Origin of the sequence: Myxococcus eversor (assembly GCF_010894455.1) — a bacterium.
In the GTDB taxonomy this organism is placed as follows: Bacteria; Myxococcota; Myxococcia; order Myxococcales; family Myxococcaceae; genus Myxococcus; species Myxococcus eversor.
Window position 1 is genome coordinate 174,162 of sequence record NZ_JAAIXY010000005.1, and the last position, 16,073, is coordinate 190,234.

Below are 16,073 nucleotides of genomic sequence, written 5' to 3' on the forward strand. Positions count from 1 at the left end.
TCGTGAAGGCCGGCTCGGAGGGGTGGAGTCGCCTACGCCCCTTCCGTGCCTCGATGACCCAGGCTGCTTCGGAGCGCCCCTGGCTTCCAAGGGGCGCCCCGAAGATTTAACTCGATTTAATCGGGCCCCGAGGGGACGGCCGGACTGCCCATCCCCTCGGGTGGGGAGTTCGCACGCTAGAAATCCCGAATCGAATCCATCACGGAGACCAGGGCGTCTCGGTTCAGGGGCTCGGCGGGAGTCCCACCGGTGGACCCGAGCTTCTCGTCCACCGCGTCGAAGATGCCCATGAGTGCGACATAGATGTGCTCGCGCTCCTCGGTGAAGAGGAAGGGCTTGCGAGCATCCAGCTTGTTGAAGCCCTCGGTGTAGGTCGTGACGATGGGTGTGAGCATGGCCACGAGGGCGGTGGCGCTGGTCTCCTCGGACGCGGCCTTGAGCGCGGCGGACCGGGCCTGTCGGTACAGCGCCGCTGCCTTCTTGGCCTGGGCCGCGCTGATGTTGTCGGCCCCGTCCCAGATGCGAAAGGGATTGTCCAGGTTCTCCGCCAGCCATTCGGCCTTGCGTGGCTGTCGCACGGACAGGTCCAACCCGTCGCGAGCCGCGGCCTTGTAGGCCTTCTTCACCTCGGCGGCGAGCTCCGCGGGGATGCTCGTCAACCAGAGCATCCCCAGATTCGGGAAGCGCTCCGGGCCAGGGAACTCGTCCGGCGTGATTCCAAACATGTCGTTCAGTGTCAGCGTGTCCAGTGCGGGGAGCGCCGCCAACTCGGCCGTGTTCCGCAGATAGCCCGGCGCTCCCCAGATGCGCAGCCCCGTCAGCTTCGGAAACCGTCTCACGATTCCAAGGGCATCCACGTCCCGGGCGGAATTCACATGCAGGTCGCCGAGGGCATCCAGTCCGGACCAGCCCATGGCCGGGTTGCTCGTGATGAGCGTCAGCCAGCGTCCGTCGGCCTCGGCGTGGATCCTCAGCTCCGGCCCGGCTTGTCCGACGAGGGACAGGTACTCCAGCCCTTCATTGAGGAAGACCTCGTGGACACCTGTCACCTCCAGCGTGAGCCGCGACAGATTGGCGCCACGCAGGTCGACGTGGCGCTCACCGTGGTTCCGCACGTCCGACTCATGGACAAAGGGGCGACGGCGGATGAAGTCGAACAGGCCGGGGATGGGGGCGTCGGCGTTGACGGACGTCAGGATGGGCAGTGCCTCGAACACCTTCAGGTCAGGGACCGCCGCGAGCCGGTCCGTGTCGAGCCGCCGCGTGGAACGACGCACCTCCAGGTCGCCCAGCATGAGCACCGCGCTCTTGTCGGGGTCGGCGTCCATCTGCTTGAAGAGGACGCGCTCGGCCTGGGGGATGGCTTCCCAGCGCCGCTGACTGTACGTGGCGCTGCCGGAGGGCCAGCCGCTGTAGCTGTTGACGTCCTCGACGACGAGGGGCGGCCGGTGGCCCACGCGCGTGTAGCCGCGTGGGATTTCGGCGGACACCCAGACGTGGACGCGGTGGTCCTTCCAGAAGAAGAAGTTGAAGGTGGCGGGCGCCATGGCCGCCACCGCCGCGGCGTCGGGCAGGGCGGGGCCCACCCAATCCAAGGCCAGCACGCAGGCCAGCTCGCTCTTCCCCTCGACCTTCAGGGCCGTCACCTGGACGGCGGTGTAGGCGTCGAGCCGAGGGGTATAGACGGCGAGGATGTCTCCAGGCGTGGGCTTCATGTTCGAGCGGATCCGTGCAGGTGGGGGAAGGGACCCAGTCTAGGGCACGGCCCCCCATGTCACCCTCCCGGATTGGGCGCATGAGGTCGCCCTCGACGCGCCCATCTGGGGCGGATGCGCTCGTGATTCGGTGCCAGCCTCGGGGTGTCCCGTGTGGGCCGGCCGTGCTCAGCAGCCGTAGAGGTACTTCAACGCGATGATATCGGTGCTGGTGAACTCACCGGGGGTGCCTGGCGGATAGCAGGCGTTCATGATCGAGCCCCCTGGCGCGGAGGTGCTGGGCGTTCCAGGGATGAGGATGGCCCCCACGCCAGCGGCCCCTTCGTTGACGCCAGTGCCGCAACTGTTGGCCTGGTTGTAGAAGTCCGAGTGGCGCAATCCCAGCGCATGGCCCAGCTCGTGGGTGATGACGTGCTCGACCACGTCCGCGGTGGCGGTGTTCAACCCGGTGCCGATGCGGATGGTGTTGTAGGGCCTGCCACCCGAGGGAAACCCGGACGAGCCGCTGGCGCCGGTCGTGGTCGTCACGCTGATGTTCGCGTCGCAGCTCGCGCTCGGCCCCCGCACCATGGAGAAACAGAGTCCCAGGACGTTGTAGTTGACGATGGCCTGGTCCAGGCCCAGGCTGAGTCGGGCGTAGGTGTTGAACGTGGCGGTGGGATTGAGGCAGATCCGCGTCACGGTGCCGGTGTTGACCAGATTGGTCGTCCGGTATTGCTCCGCGCTTCCCTCGGTCTGGAGCATCTCGCGCGAGGCCTGGAGGCTTACGTGCGCATCGCCTCCTACGTACACGTCATCCCCGATGGCCTGGATGTCGCGGGCCGGAAAGCCGGCTTCAATCAGGTTGGAGGTGATCTCCTCTCCGTCTCCCGGCGAGTCCTGCCCACAGCCGGCCAGCAGCGCACCACAGCTCACCACGACGACTGCCGCTCTCTTGAACATGGTCGTTTCCCCTCGCGTCCCGCAGCGGGTCCGCGCGCCCCCGGAACGGGAGCGCCGATGGGCAACAAACCACGTCAAATCAGGATTAATCAATTAACCTGTTTTCTGCCTTGCCCTGGCGGGTGAAGCGCTCGCGCAGGAGCTGGATGAAGTGGGTCAGCGGCGCTGGGCGCTGGCGGGATGCGCGGGTGACAGCGCTCCAGCGGCGTCGGATTCCCCGAGGGGTGAGCCGGACCGTGTGCAGCCCATGGCGCTCGGCCGGCAGCATCCATTCGGGCAACGCCGTCACGCCGATGCCGCCCCGCACCAGCTCTATCAACGCCTCGGTGAGCGGCACGGGGGAGACCCGCCGCGGCTCCAGGCCCGCGGGCCAGAACACGCGCGTGAAGATGTCGAGCTGTTCGCGAGGCGCGGCATAGGTGAGCAACTGCTCCGACACCAGGTCCTGCGCGGTGACGTGACTCCGTCGCGCCAGCGGATGGTGCTCGGGGACCACCAGCCGGAGCTCATCCGTGAAGAGCGCTGTCTGCGCGAGACGTGCCTGCCGGGGGACGTCCGTGGTCAACGCGAGATCCAACTCGCCGTTCAGCAGCGCCCCGAGCGGCTGACGCGTGGCCTCCAGGACGATGCGCAGCTCGACGCGCGGGTGCTCGGCCTGCCACCGCCCCAGGATGGGCGGCAACCAGCCATACACCGTGTAGCAGCCCGTGCTGAGCCGGAGCAGGTCGTCCTGCGGGTTCTCGCGGCAGAGGGCCTCGGCGTGGGCCACCTCGCTCAGGACCCGCCGCGCGGAGAGGAGCAGCGTCTCGCCCGAGCCGGTCAACAGGAGGCGTCGTTGCCGGCGCTGGAAGAGTTGGACACCCAGTCGCTCCTCGGCGTCGCGGAGTTGGTGGCTCAGCGCCGAGGACGTGAGGTGGAGCTGTCGGCTCGCCGCGGCCAGGCTCCCCGTGTCGGCGACCGCGGCAATCAGCTTGAAGTGACGGAGCTCGAGCATGCCGGGCAGCTTCACATGAACACGATTCAGCATCATCGCGAAATCGTTTCGCTGCACTCAGGACGGCCGCCTCCTTAACGTGGACATCCCACTGCAAGGAGCGCGGACGGATGCCCCACCCAGACAGCTTCCCGAGGACGCAGCACCCCGTCGTACCCCCGATGTCGTCCGTGCGAATCGACGACGTCGAGCCGGTCGTCATCGGTCCTGGCTGCCTGCGAAGGGACCTGCCGAGCACTCGTGACGTGAGGGTCTGGGTGGTGGACATGGCCCCCGGGAGTCAGTGGCCAAGCGTGGACGTCCACGACACGGGTGAGGAGGTCTTGGTCGTGAGCGGTGAGCTCATCGAAGGTGAGCAGCGCCTGGGGCCGGGCACCTACCTGTTCTTCCCTCCGGCGAGCCAGCATCAGCCGAGGACGGAGACGGGCGTGCGTCTCTTCGGTATCAACCTCGTGGCCTCCCCGGTGGTTCGATGAGCCGGGACTCTTCGAACCTCGAGCGCGGGCACGCGCTGGCTCGGCCGTCACGGACGGGGCGCCGGGACTTCCTGCGAGCGGCGGTCTCCCTCTCCGCGGGCGCGGTCCTGTTTTCTCCTGGCAAGGGCGGCGCGACGAAGCCCGCGGACAGCGCGGTGCTGCGCGCCCAGCGGCTGGCGTGGGCCGGCGTGCGGCTGCGGCTGGGACAGGACACGCTCTTCCTGGATCCGCTGAGTGACTCCACGGTGTGGGGGGCCGCGCTGAAGGATCCACTGGTCCCGATGGACGTGAGTGACGGTGGGCGCTTCGTGCTGGTGACGCACCGCCATCCCGACCACTTCGACCGGATGGCCGTCCGCCAGGCGCTGGGGGACACCGGCACGCTGGTGTGCCCCCCGGACATGGCCGCCGCCGCCGCCGCGTCGGGCTTCCGCGTGCGGTCCGCTCCGCTCTACGAGCCCATCCTCCTCAATGACTTCACCGCCACCGCCGTTCCCGCGGCGGACGGTTATGGAGATCCTCAGGTGTCGTGGGTCGTCTCTGGCGGAGGCCGCCGCGTCATCCACTGCGGCGACACGTTGTGGCACGGCTCCTGGTGGCACATCGGCCGTCAGTTCGGTCCGTTCGATGCGGCCTTCCTGCCCATCAACGGGGCGCGCTTCGGCTGGCGCAAGCCCGTCAGTGACGTGCAGGGCGTCCTGACACCGGAGCAGGCGGTCGCCGCGGCCGTGGTGCTGGGCGCGCGACTCCTCGTGCCCATCCACTACGGCGTCGCGCCCTCCGAGGACTACCAGGAGGTTCCTGGCGCGGAGGCGCTGCTCCTGGCGATGGCGCGGAAACGGAAGGTGAACGTGGAGCTGGCGCGTCCAGGTGAGTGGCTGACCTGGCAGGCTCGGACCTGATTCCTCACCGGGCTGCGTCACGTACTCCAGGTTCTGGTTTCGTCCACTGGGAGCGCGTCGGGACACCGAGAATGGCTTTCACGGCCGCGCTCGTGAGCTTGCCTTGTCGTTTCGACGCCCGCTCCTGTCTGCTCGACGACCGCTCCCTGGAAAAGGCCTTGCCTCACCCGCGAGCGTGCGCTCCAAGCTTCATGAGCACACGTCACGCGGGCGTGTGGATTCGCAAGGTGGCGGCTTCCATGGTGTCCGTTCGTTCTGTTGCGCTCTCCTGTCTCGTGGTGCTCGGCTTTGTCGTTGCTTGTGGCAAGGACTCTCCTCCTGGCCCTGTCGATCCCCCCGACGCGTCCGTGCCGGAGCAGTGCGACGGCGGCGGTGCCGCGCGGTGCGGCGGCGCCTGTGTGAATACCGAGGTCGACCCGGTGCACTGTGGTGGTTGCGACAATGCCTGTGCGAGTGGCCAGTCCTGTGAAGCAGGCGTCTGCGTCTCGCGCTGTCAGATTGACGGCCAGCAGGTCGACTCCGGGGCGGTGAACGCGGCGAACGCATGTGAGCAGTGCGTCCCGGAGACCTCCGCGACCACGTGGACGCAACGCGCGGATGGAACGCAGTGCGCTTCGGGACAGGTCTGCTCGGCGGGCGTGTGTGGCCCGAAGTGCTTCATCGACGGTGTCCTCCACGCCGAAGGCGAGCCGAATCCGGCGAACCCCTGCCAGGCGTGCTTGCCGGCGACGTCGACGACGCAGTGGTCGGCGCGCGGGAGCATTCCCCTGCTGGTCGGCGGTGCCGACATCACGGCGCAAGGTTGGACGGTGGTCCCCCAGTCGCCTTACTCGCTCACGTACGGCGCGGACTACGTTCGCCTGGAGACGTCGACGAACACTGGCGCGAGGACGAGCGGGCAGTTGCTCCTCTCCAAGGCGAATGCAATCGATGGAACGAAACCCTTCAAGCTCCAGGTCACGATGCAGGTCGAGTCGGCGAGCCGCCACAACCAGCTCGACAGCGGCGCCGCCATCCTGGGGAGCTTCACGCCGACGGTCGGCAACTCCGTGGACCGTGCGCAGATGATCTACCTCGACAGCGCGGCGATCGGCTGGGCGGATGACACGCAGTCCGCCGCGTTCTCGGTGGTTGATGGCGCGTACCACGTCTACGAGCTCTCGGTGGATGCGGCGAAGGTGGCCACGGTGAGCATCGACGGTGTCGCGAAGCTCACGCGGAACAACTTCACGACGAACGGGAACATCGCCATCGGTGACCAGACCAACGACCCGAATGTCGATGGCGTGACGCGCATCAAGTCCGTCGAACTGCTCTGTCCCTGATGCCGGAGGGCCCGTGGCGAGGCCCTCAGCCCGAGGCAGGTGGGCGGCGAGAGGCCGCTCACCGACTTGAGGTCGCCGCACCATCAGGATGAAGAACTCCTGGTCGAAGCGGCCTGAAGCTCGAGAGCTCCCGCCGCGAGGCGAGCCACGGCGGGAGCGTCACCTCGAAGTGGGGGCCATCGGGGGACTCCACGATAGACAGCTCGCCGTATCGCCCCCCACCGCAACGTGCACCTGAAGGGCCCTTTCTCCCTGACACAGGTGTTGCTCCCGCTGCTCGCCGAGGGTGCGGGCATCGTGAACCTGACGAGCGCGACGACGCGCATCGCCACCACGGGTGTGGCGCCGTACGCGGCGTTCAAGGGCGGCATGGAAGTGCTGACGCGGTACCTGGCCAGGGAGTTCGGCGCGCGGCGCATCCGCGTCAACGCGGTGTCGCCCGGAGCGATACGCACGGAGCTGGGTGGCGGGCTCACCGCCGAGTTCGAGGCCGTGCTGGCGGCGCAGACCGCGCTGGGCCGCGTCGGCGAGCCTGACGACGTCGGCCGGGTCATCGCCAGTCTCCTGTCGGAGGAGACGCTCACCCACATCCCGCTCGAGGGGCTGTGGGGCTTCTTCACCATTGCCCTCCGCGACGCGGTCCATGACGCTGTCCACCGAGCGGCTCCTCGGGGGCCTTCACGGAGGTCTCGATGACGCGCGGTGGTTGGATGTCGCTGATGTTGTGCTGCGGTGCACTCACGGTGGAGGCCGCCGAGCCGGCGGTCGCCGACTGTGACTTCCGGTTGGAGTGCCAGGTCGGAGCGCACGTGTTCTCGCTGGTCTTCGACTCGGCCTCCGGCGAGTGCATCGAGGACGACATGAGGGCCTTCGTGGAGACCTCCAGAGGGAAGGCCGAGCTGCCGATGGAGAAGGCCTGGTACGGCCCCATCTTCAATGCCGCGGACGGGAAGTCCGTTTGCCGGCTCGCCGGAGCAAAGGACTCCGGTGGCGTCTCCGTCTTCGCGGTGGATGCCCACCGCGCGCTGGCGTTCTTCACCCAGGACGACCGCCCCGGATACGAATGGGTGGGCGTGGCGCTCATCGACGCGGCGACGGGGAAGGTGCTCGACGTGAAGTCGCGGCTCGGGCAGTCGAAGGAGCGCGTCATCGCCATCTTGAAGACGCCGCGCGGCTTCAAGCTCCAGTTGATTCGGGAGCACCTGAAGGAAGTGCGGTGCGACTGCTCCGCCGCCTTCGCGGACGCCTGGATGGGCGTCGAAGTGGCCAACGGCCGGATTCAGGCGCGCTGGATGCAGTGAGGCGAAAGACCTCGGCCAAGGCCATGCGGTCCTCCGGCCGTCCCGCAACGACCAGGAATGGCCTCTTCCTCCGTAGAGACTCCAGGCGCCGCACCTTGGATGTGTCGCCCCTGGCCCAGTCCCTCCCGAGGAAATGGTTCACATGGCTCGAAACAGACGTCTTGGCGGCGGCATGCTGCTGGCCGCCGCATTGGTCTCCAATCGACGAGCCCGGTGTACCCCGTGAGAAGACCCATGGTTTCGACGTGGCCCAGGGACGAGCGGGTGTCGTCCTACCTCCAGGCACGCCGTGGAACTATGAGAACTTCCTGACCGCGCTGCGCAACCGCTCGGTGTTCCGCACGGCCCTGCCGCCAGCCTCCGGCTTCTTCATGGCCAATGGCCGTCCCATGGGGTCCGAGTTCGCGCTCGGCCCCAGTGAGCGGCGGCTCGACTTCACCGTGTGGGGGACGACCAAGGATGGCACCGGCGGCGGCAACCACTGGCTGGAGCTCCAGGTCTGGAGCCCCTTCCAGTCGGAACCCATCAAGTCGATTCCATATGACGACGACCAGCTCATCGACCTGAAGGAGGTCTTCTCGCTGACGCCCTACGAGTCCATCTACGTCGTCACGCTTCGGCAGGAATGGTGGCAAGCGGAGGTCATCATGGCGCCCATCTGGGTCACCAACCCCGTCAGCAAGCCGACCATCCACTTTGAGTCTCCGGTGGTCAGCCGTGGCTCCCAATACCCGTTCCTGGCCATCAGCGGCGGAGGCGACAGCTTGCTCCTCCAGCGGGCGACAGCGCAGGCCCCCAACACGTGGCAGACCGTCGCGACCATCACCAATACCTTCCTCTATCCCATCGACCACCGCAGCCAGCCGCGAGTCACCCACTGGCGGGTCGTGGACCCCTACCAGCAGACCGTGGTCTCCAATACGGCGACGCTGACCGTCACGGACGTCATTGATGTGTCGGCCTCCACCTCCTTCACGCCCGTCCTGGATGGGGATGACATCAGCGTCCACTGGGCGCACCCGGAGCCACAGTTCGTTGATTACTACCTGTCGCGGGACAACGGCCTGACGTGGAACAAGGTCGGAGAGGAGGGCTGGGGCTATACGTCGCGGACGTGGACCTTCGACACGGCGGGCCTGGGTGGCTCGACGGTGCTGCTGAAGGTCGTGGACCGCCACGACTCCAGCTACCAGGGCGTCTCCACGGCCATCCCCGTCTCCAATCAAATTCGGGTGACTTCGGGCAATGCCACCATCAATGCCATTGCGGCTTACACCGTCACAGACAGGAACAAGGGCTCATGCTGGTGGTCCAGCAACGGGAACGAGCAGTCGGTGTACATCAACATGGAGCGCGAGTACCTCATCAAGCGGATGGAGGTCGACTTCGGGTTGTGGAACCCTCGGACCTGGTACATGGGCATCAGCCTGAACGGGACCACCTGGAGCATGAATGACAGCGGGTCGATGACTTATGCGCCCAACCAGACGCTCGTCGCGGATTACAGCCAGCGCCCGGGTGGTGGGCTGATTGCCAAACACGTGCGGTTCTACACGTCCGGGACGTTTACCGGTGTGAGCTACTACTCCCACGTGTGTGAGGTCCGCCTCTACCAGTAGCGGGAGGGCGCGCGCCCCGTCGCGCCCTCCGTCACCCCTATGACGTCAACAGGGGACCGGTGCATGCGGTGGCGGCACGGCTCGTCGATGACTCGGGAGAGCGGCCCCAGTTCAGCGCGCGCTGGCCCGTGGCGACGGCGACCGAGCCCGGCATCCAGGCCATCACCGTCTCCGGGCCGCGCGTGAATGGGCGGTTCGTGAAGGTCACCTGCACCAAGGGTCCGCTGTCGCCCACCTGCGTCGAGGAGTGAGGGGCAGGTTGAAGGCGCTACGGGCCGGAACTGCGATAGGATGCGGCTCGCCGTAGTCGAACGTAAGGAGCAATACCGTGCCCAAGGGTCAAGAGAAGGCGAAGAAGGACAACAAGCCGAAGCTGTCGACGAAGGAGAAGCAGAAGAAGAAGAAGGAGAAGGCCGACAAGAAGAAGTAGCCCGGTCGGCCATCCAGAGCGCGCGCGCCTGGCCGCACCCGCTGCGAGCGGACGGGCCGCGCGACTCTGGAGCCCCGCTCCACCTCCAGCGGACGTTCTCGATGACCTGCCCCAGCGCGCCTGTGCGACAGTGGGCGGCATGTCTCGACTCGGAGGGTTGACCCGTCCGCGCACCAGCCCTGTGCTCATGGTGCTGCTCGGGATGAGCTCCATCCAGGTGGGTGCCTCGCTGGCCAAGCGGCTGTTTCCTGTCGTCGGTGCACAGGGGACGACGGCGCTCCGGCTCTTGTTCGCCAGCCTGATTCTGCTGGTCGTCTGGCGCCCCTGGCGCAAGCGCCTCACCCTCGCGGAGGCGCGCCCCATCCTCATCTATGGCGCCGCGCTCGGGGTGATGAACCTCACCTTCTACCTGGCGCTGGAGCGGATTCCCCTGGGCATCGCCGTCGCCATCGAGTTCACCGGCCCGCTCGCGGTGGCGCTCCTTTCGACGCGGAAGGCCGTCGACTTCATCTGGGCGGCGTTGGCCGTGGCGGGCGTCGTGATGATCCTCCCGCTCGCGGGGACGGCGGAGGCGCTCGACTGGGTGGGCGTGGGTTGGGCGCTGGTGGCGGGCCTCTGCTGGGCGCTGTACATCCTGTTCGGCCAGAAGGCGGGCGCGGCCGTGCACGGAGGGACGGCGACGTCGCTGGGAATGCTCACCGCGGCCCTGCTCGTCGCTCCCTTTGGCGTGGCGAAGGCGGGCACCGCGTTGCTGGACGCCTCGCTGCTGCCCTTCGTGCTGGGCATCGCCGTGCTGTCGAGCGCGCTGCCCTATTCACTGGAGATGGTGGCGCTCAAGCAGATACCCACGAGGACCTTCGGCATCCTGATGAGTCTGGAGCCCGCGCTCGGGGCGCTCGCGGGGCTGCTGTTCCTGGGCGAGCGGCTCTCGCTGATGCAGGGCCTGGCCATTGGCTTCATCGTCCTGGCGTCGGCGGGCAGTGCCCTCTCGTCGAAGTGAAGTCCGCGCCCCGGCCCTGCTAACATGACCTCCAGGGAGGGGCTCATGCGCGGACCATCCGTGGTGGCAATCACCCTGGGCGTGCTTGCCTTGGGCCTCGCCGGGGCGCTCCTCTTCTTCGGGACTCCTGTCGCCGAGCGGGCCGCGCCCGCGGTTCGCGAGTCTCCGGCGCGGAAGTCGCTGGCGGTGCCGCTCGACGCGGAGCAGGCCTCCGTCACCCGGGTGACAGGCCGGGTGCGCGATTCGACAGGCCAGCCCGTCGCGAGCGCGGAGGTGCGGCTGGAGCCCCTGGAGGAAGACGGCACCTCCGAACACGCCGTCACCCAGGCGGATGGGAGCTTCGTGCTCGAGACGACGGCGCCGGGCACTCGCGTCTTCTCGGTGTCCGCCGTCGGCTACCTGGATATCCTGTCCCAGGCCCACGAGGTGCCGCGCGAGGGCGTGGCGCTGGACTTCACGCTCGCGCCGGCCGTCCTCCTGGAGGGCATCGTCGTCGACGATGCGGGCGAGCCGCTGGAGGCGGCATGGGTGGCGGCGATGACTCCGCCCTGGCAGGTGGAAGACACGTCGCAACCTTCCGCCGAGTCGCTCGCCATGGAGCAGGCTGGGGGGACCCTCCACCGGCTGGGGACCTACGAGTTGGCCCGGTTCGAAACGGAGACGGACGAGTCAGGGCTCTTCGTGCTCAAGCTGCCCAAGGGAGGGCCCCATTCCCTGGTCGCCTCCGCTGAGGGCTTCGTCACCACTCGTGTGGAGGTGGAGGCGCCGGCCCAGGGACTTCGACTGGTGCTGCGCGCGGGTGGGCAGGTGACAGGCACCGTGGTGAGCGCCAGCGGTGAGCCGCTCTGGGAAGTGGACCTCTCCCTGAAGGCGGACGGAACGCAGACCGACTCCCCCAGCGATACGAGTGATGAGCAGGGCCGCTTCGGCTTTCGCACCGTGGAGCCCGGTCGATACACGCTCACGGCGGCCTTCGACATCGGGGGCCCTCATCGCGCCTCGCAGGTCGTCGAGGTGCGGCCCGGAGAGCCCTCGACGGTGACCTTGCGGATGGACACCGGGCTGACGGTGTCCGGCATCGTCGTGGATGAGGCAGGGCAGCCCCTGCCCGATGCCGAGGTGAAGGCCCTCTCCCAGCGGGACACCTACGCCGCGTTGGAGAAGCAGGAGCGCGGCATCCGCGTCGATGAGTCGGTCGCGAGCACGGATGCCTCGGGCCGCTTCACCGTCGCCCACCTGCTGCCCGGCAAGAGCCTCGTGAGCGTCGAGAAGCCGGGATACGTGCTGCGGGGAGACACGGGCGAGGAGGGAGCCCCGAGGGAGAAAGTCGTCACCGCGGGCGCGACGGACGTGCGGCTGGTGCTGCGCTATCAGGGCGGCCTTCGTGGAAGGCTGAGGCGTCCGGACGGCACGCCCATCACCCGCTTCACCGTCAATGACACGTCCTTTCAAGACGAGGATGGCGCCTTCCGGCTCCCCATCCAGGAGCCAGGCGTGATGTGGTTGACGCTCGACGCCCCGGGACTCACGCGCACGGTCCGCGAGGTCCAGGTGGAGCCTGGCCAGGATGTGGACCTGGGCGACCTCGTCCTCGAGGCGGGGCGGCGCGTGCGCGGACGGGTGGTGGACGCGACGACCTCCGCTCCCATCGCGAAGGCACGAGTCACCGTCCGACTCACGCGGCCCGCACGGGTGGCCGGGTCGGAAGGGGGAGGGGTCCCCGAACTGGCGAGCGCCCAGACGGACGCGTCGGGTGTCTTTGAACTCGAGCCGGTGGAGTCGGGCCCGCTGTCCCTGGACGTCGCCCACTCCAGCTACCTGCCTGTTCAACAACAGCTGGGCTCGGGTGACGCGCCGCTGGAGCTGCGGCTCTCGTCGGGGGCTCGGCTGGAGGGCACCGTGAAGGACCGCGACGGGCGGCCCGCGAACGGGGTGCTGCGAGTCATGCCCATGGGCGAGCAGGAGCGTCACTCCACGGGCCTCCTTCGGGTCAAGGAGGGAGCCTTCGAGGTGGGAGGGCTCGAGCCCGGGGAGTACGCCATCAAGGTCACCACCCAGTACGACTTGCTGGGGAACCCCTGGTCGGAGACCCACTCCAGTCGATACGTCCCGCGCAGGGTGACGCTCGCGCCCGACGAGCGGCGGGTGCTTCAGTTCCAGGAGAAGGAGGGGCGCGCCACGCTGCGACTGCGCATGCCTCGCTTCACGGGCATTGCCCCGGAGAACATCGCCCTCGACCTGGCGGTGCTCATTCCAGGGACGGTGCCCCAGGTGCGCAGCTACGGGAGGGTGGAGGGGCTCGGACGTGACCTGGGGGTTCCCTGCCCGGCGCCCCTGGCTTCTCCCGAGGTCGTGTACGACGCTCTCCCCGGGGGCCGCTACACGTACCTGCTCGTGGGCAGGAATCCCGAGGGACGCCCCCCCTACGTGGTGCATTCCGAAGTGCTGGTGGTTCCCGAGGTGGGCGTCCTGACGCGCGACATCCAGCCTGTCTGGGTGCCCATCACGAGAATCATCCACTGACGGCCGAGGTGCCCCTGGGGGCCCCTTGAGACGCAATGCCTCGCACCCCACCTTCCGGCCCCTTGGGCTGGAGGTGCGGACATGCATGTCACGAATCAGAGTGCCCTGTTGTTGCTGGGCATGGTGTTGGCGGGTTGTGGTGCCTTGCATGAGGACGCCGGTGAGGAGGTGAAGGCCCAGGCCTGCCCTGCCGGGGTGGCGTCGCGGACGAAGGTCGTCAATGCCCCGGGGGCTAATCCCTATACAGGACTGAGCGGCCTCGTCGATGTCGAGGGGACGCTCTATTTCACCGTCACCCCCGTGGGGACGGGGGGCGCGGTGTTGTGGCGCAGTAACGGCACGGATGCGGGCACCGTCCAGGTGAAGGTGTTTCCAGCGGGAGTCTCCGCGGAGGGAGACGCGGTGGCGGTGGGCAACAAGCTCTTCTTCCAACTTCATGACTCACCCACCGGGATGGCGCAGCTCTGGGTCAGCGACGGGAGCGCCAGTGGAACCCGGCTCGTCAGGGCCTTCACCCCGGGCTTCAATGGCCCCGCGCTGCTCAGCGCCACCGCCATCAATGGTCGGCTGGTCTTCTTCCACCTGTCCCCGTCGGTGGCGGAGCTGTGGAGCTCGGACGGGACGAGCGCGGGCACGGTGCAGGTGGCGAGTCTCACCGGTGTCCTCGACCTCTACTTCAAAAACACATTGCAGGTGGGCAACGGCCTGCTCTTCTTCCGCGCTCAAGGCGGGGGCATGACGCTGTGGCGCACCGACGGCACGGTGGCGGGGACCACGTTCCTCAAGCAGTTGGACGCGGGAGCGGTGAGCATCGCGCAGGTGGGCCGGGCAGGGGACCAGGGCTTGTTCGTCCTGCGGGATGGCATGAACCACGAGGTGTGGAAGACGAATGGCACGGCCGTGGGCACCCTCCGGTTGGACACGTTCGGTCAGTCCGTCCGCCTCATTGGCGGACTGGGCTCGAAGGTATACCTGGCCAGGGGCGCGCAGCTCTACAGCCTGTCGCTGAGCGGCGGTGGCAGGACGTTTGTCACCACGCTGTCGCGCGACAACGCGAACCAGCGCCCCTCGGTCCTGCGGGCGGTGGCCTCCGGCGGCTCCCTCTACTTCTCGGTGGCGCTCGAGGGCTCGAGTCCCGTGCCTGACGACGTGAGGCTCTGGGTGACGAATGGAACGGCGTCGGGGACGCGCGAACTGTTCCGCTCGCTTCATCGCAGTGACGACTCCTACTCCCCCGTCTTCGCCACCGGTGCGGGCGACGTCTTCTTCACCGGCTCACCCGACGGTACGCGCAACAGGCCCTGGTTCACCCGTGGCACGGTGGCGACGACCGGACGGCTCGCGAACGTCAACGTCCCGGTGGTGCTTGGACTTGATCCAGATCCCTTCGTCCGCGCGGGCAGTCGCGTGTTCTTCCCCGCCATCGATGAGACCGGCCTGCAACAGCTCTGGTCCGTGCCAGCCTCGTTCTCCTGCCCGCCGGGATTGGCCGTGTCGATGTAACCTGGTTGCATGAGTGAGGGCCCGTGTCTGGCAATGCAATGGCACGGGCCACTCGAGCTTCCAGGGGGCGGTGCACCCCGGCTGCAAGAGTGTGCGCGGTGTTCAACGGCCGTCCGTTCTCGCGGCAGAATTGCGCGGGGCCGTGCACGGGTAGCGCGTGGTGGATGTGTGGCTTGCGATGAGGCGGGAGGGACATGTTAGCGGTGGGCCTCTCATGCGGTCCGCCATGGCGCGGTCCCCACACCCCGAGGTCACATCATGAAGACACTGTTCTCGAAGACGTTGCGCCTGGTGACCCTGGGCGCCCTGACGTGGGTCGGCGCGCCGGCCGTGGCGCAGACCGTGCCTTTCTCTCCCTTCGCGCCCTTCGAGCTGCGGGTGAACTTCCAGCCCGCCAACGTGGCGGTGCCGGCGGGTTTCGTCGCGGACTCGGGGCAGGTGTTCGGGAGTCGGGGCAATGGCCACACGTATGGATGGAGCGCGGACAACACGGCCAACACGCGAGACCGCGATGACGCGAACACGCCGTCCCAGGCCTACGACACCGTCATCCGCACGCAGAATGGCGGCAACTTCACCTGGGAGCTGGCCGTTCCCAACGGCTACTACCAGGTGCGGCTGGTGGCGGGAGACGCGAGCTTCTTCGACAGCGACTACATCTTCAGCGTCGAGTACTACGGCCACGTGTTGAAGGGCACGCCCACCACCGACAACCGCTTCGTCGAGGCGGTGACGACCGTCGACGTGAATGACGGCCGGCTGACGATTCGCAATGACAGCGCCGCGGTGAACAACAAGCTGGCCTTCGTGGAGGTGAAGCGGAAGTTCGGGGTGGACATCAACTTCCAGCCGGCCTCTGCCTCGCCGGTGGAGATCTACGCGATGCTCACCGACTACGGCCAGGTGTACGGGAGTCGGGCCTACGGCTTCATCTATGGATGGAACGTGGACAACACGGCCAACATGGTGGACGCGGGCTACGACATCGACATCCTCGCGCAGCGTCACGCGCGCATGCAGCAGGGAGGCGACCGCGTCTGGGAGATTGCCGTGCCCAACGGCGTCTATGAGGTGGAGCTCATGGCGGGAGACCCGAGCACGAAGAACGGCTCGTACCGCATCCAGGTGGAGGACTCGGTGCTGCTGAGTGGTGTGCCGACGGGGTACGGCTTCACCAATGGCTGGGGCGTGGTGGCGGTGTCGGACGGCCGGCTCACTGTTCGCAGCGCGCCAGGCTCCGCCAACAACAAGCTCAACTTCATCCGCATCCACCAGAAGTAGCCGCGAGTGCCCCGGAGCCGGGCGACTCCTTCCGGCCCATGCCCCCGGCGCCTCCTGGGCAC

The 16,073-nt window shown here is 67.7% G+C and carries 14 protein-coding genes; 11 read left to right on the plus strand and 3 right to left on the minus strand.

Going from position 1 to position 16,073, the window contains the following annotated elements:
* Nucleotides 1-176: 176 nt before the first annotated feature.
* The 3 genes from G4D83_RS12210 to G4D83_RS12220 form a co-directional block, all read right to left on the minus strand.
* Nucleotides 177-1,715, minus strand: a complete 1,539-nt coding sequence (locus G4D83_RS12210; protein ID WP_163864894.1) for a gliding motility protein — start codon at nucleotides 1,713-1,715, stop codon at nucleotides 177-179.
* A gap of 168 nt (nucleotides 1,716-1,883) precedes the next feature.
* Complete coding sequence (locus G4D83_RS12215; RefSeq protein ID WP_163864895.1) at nucleotides 1,884-2,657, minus strand: M57 family metalloprotease; 774 nt, start codon at nucleotides 2,655-2,657, stop codon at nucleotides 1,884-1,886.
* Between the two features lie 85 nt (nucleotides 2,658-2,742).
* Nucleotides 2,743-3,687: a LysR substrate-binding domain-containing protein gene (locus G4D83_RS12220; protein WP_163864896.1), complete on the minus strand. Its 945-nt coding sequence runs from the start codon at nucleotides 3,685-3,687 to the stop codon at nucleotides 2,743-2,745.
* Between the two features lie 74 nt (nucleotides 3,688-3,761).
* On the opposite strand from G4D83_RS12220, the gene G4D83_RS12225 reads away from it, so the two are divergent.
* The 11 genes from G4D83_RS12225 to G4D83_RS12275 all read left to right on the plus strand — a co-directional run bounded on the left by G4D83_RS12225 (nucleotide 3,762) and on the right by G4D83_RS12275 (nucleotide 16,011).
* A complete protein-coding gene (locus G4D83_RS12225) occupies nucleotides 3,762-4,127 on the plus strand; it encodes a cupin domain-containing protein (RefSeq protein WP_163864897.1) in 366 nt (121 codons plus the stop codon).
* The gene (locus G4D83_RS12230) at nucleotides 4,124-5,029 is read left to right on the plus strand and encodes an MBL fold metallo-hydrolase (RefSeq protein WP_163864898.1); all 906 of its coding nucleotides are present in this window, start codon (nucleotides 4,124-4,126) and stop codon (nucleotides 5,027-5,029) included. Before G4D83_RS12225 ends, G4D83_RS12230 begins: the two co-directional genes overlap by 4 nt.
* Nucleotides 5,030-5,220: 191 nt before the next feature.
* Nucleotides 5,221-6,354 carry a hypothetical protein gene (locus G4D83_RS12235; protein WP_240356291.1) on the plus strand — a complete coding sequence of 378 codons (1,134 nt, stop codon included), beginning with the start codon at nucleotides 5,221-5,223 and terminating at the stop codon, nucleotides 6,352-6,354.
* A 228-nt stretch (nucleotides 6,355-6,582) separates the two neighbouring features.
* Nucleotides 6,583-7,050, plus strand: a complete 468-nt coding sequence (locus G4D83_RS12240; RefSeq protein ID WP_240356292.1) for an SDR family oxidoreductase — start codon at nucleotides 6,583-6,585, stop codon at nucleotides 7,048-7,050.
* Nucleotides 7,047-7,655: a hypothetical protein gene (locus G4D83_RS12245; RefSeq protein ID WP_163864899.1), complete on the plus strand. Its 609-nt coding sequence runs from the start codon at nucleotides 7,047-7,049 to the stop codon at nucleotides 7,653-7,655. The genes G4D83_RS12240 and G4D83_RS12245 overlap by 4 nt, the downstream gene beginning before the upstream one ends.
* A gap of 245 nt (nucleotides 7,656-7,900) precedes the next feature.
* The gene (locus G4D83_RS12250; protein WP_163864900.1) at nucleotides 7,901-9,274 is read left to right on the plus strand and encodes a hypothetical protein; all 1,374 of its coding nucleotides are present in this window, start codon (nucleotides 7,901-7,903) and stop codon (nucleotides 9,272-9,274) included.
* 68 nt (nucleotides 9,275-9,342) lie between these two features.
* Complete coding sequence (locus tag G4D83_RS12255; RefSeq protein ID WP_163864901.1) at nucleotides 9,343-9,525, plus strand: hypothetical protein; 183 nt, start codon at nucleotides 9,343-9,345, stop codon at nucleotides 9,523-9,525.
* Between the two features lie 318 nt (nucleotides 9,526-9,843).
* Complete coding sequence (locus tag G4D83_RS12260) at nucleotides 9,844-10,704, plus strand: EamA family transporter (protein WP_163864902.1); 861 nt, start codon at nucleotides 9,844-9,846, stop codon at nucleotides 10,702-10,704.
* A 45-nt stretch (nucleotides 10,705-10,749) separates the two neighbouring features.
* Nucleotides 10,750-13,227, plus strand: a complete 2,478-nt coding sequence (locus G4D83_RS12265) for a carboxypeptidase-like regulatory domain-containing protein (RefSeq protein WP_163864903.1) — start codon at nucleotides 10,750-10,752, stop codon at nucleotides 13,225-13,227.
* Between the two features lie 81 nt (nucleotides 13,228-13,308).
* Nucleotides 13,309-14,730, plus strand: coding sequence for a hypothetical protein (locus G4D83_RS12270; protein WP_163864904.1), 1,422 nt, complete (start codon nucleotides 13,309-13,311; stop codon nucleotides 14,728-14,730).
* 258 nt (nucleotides 14,731-14,988) lie between these two features.
* Nucleotides 14,989-16,011 carry a hypothetical protein gene (locus G4D83_RS12275; RefSeq protein WP_163864905.1) on the plus strand — a complete coding sequence of 341 codons (1,023 nt, stop codon included), beginning with the start codon at nucleotides 14,989-14,991 and terminating at the stop codon, nucleotides 16,009-16,011.
* Nucleotides 16,012-16,073: the final 62 nt, after the last annotated feature.

What these genes read in the sequence shown, in the direction of transcription:
- G4D83_RS12210 (WP_163864894.1), bottom strand. Translation starts at nt 1,715, where the DNA reads ATGAAGCCCACGCCTGGAGACATCCTCGCCGTCTATACCCCTCGGCTC.
- G4D83_RS12215 (WP_163864895.1), bottom strand. Translation starts at nt 2,657, where the DNA reads ATGTTCAAGAGAGCGGCAGTCGTCGTGGTGAGCTGTGGTGCGCTGCTG.
- G4D83_RS12220 (WP_163864896.1), bottom strand. Translation starts at nt 3,687, where the DNA reads ATGATGCTGAATCGTGTTCATGTGAAGCTGCCCGGCATGCTCGAGCTC.
- G4D83_RS12225 (WP_163864897.1), top strand. Translation starts at nt 3,762, where the DNA reads ATGCCCCACCCAGACAGCTTCCCGAGGACGCAGCACCCCGTCGTACCC.
- G4D83_RS12230 (WP_163864898.1), top strand. Translation starts at nt 4,124, where the DNA reads ATGAGCCGGGACTCTTCGAACCTCGAGCGCGGGCACGCGCTGGCTCGG.
- G4D83_RS12235 (WP_240356291.1), top strand. Translation starts at nt 5,221, where the DNA reads ATGAGCACACGTCACGCGGGCGTGTGGATTCGCAAGGTGGCGGCTTCC.
- G4D83_RS12245 (WP_163864899.1), top strand. Translation starts at nt 7,047, where the DNA reads ATGACGCGCGGTGGTTGGATGTCGCTGATGTTGTGCTGCGGTGCACTC.
- G4D83_RS12260 (WP_163864902.1), top strand. Translation starts at nt 9,844, where the DNA reads ATGTCTCGACTCGGAGGGTTGACCCGTCCGCGCACCAGCCCTGTGCTC.
- G4D83_RS12265 (WP_163864903.1), top strand. Translation starts at nt 10,750, where the DNA reads ATGCGCGGACCATCCGTGGTGGCAATCACCCTGGGCGTGCTTGCCTTG.
- G4D83_RS12270 (WP_163864904.1), top strand. Translation starts at nt 13,309, where the DNA reads ATGCATGTCACGAATCAGAGTGCCCTGTTGTTGCTGGGCATGGTGTTG.
- G4D83_RS12275 (WP_163864905.1), top strand. Translation starts at nt 14,989, where the DNA reads ATGAAGACACTGTTCTCGAAGACGTTGCGCCTGGTGACCCTGGGCGCC.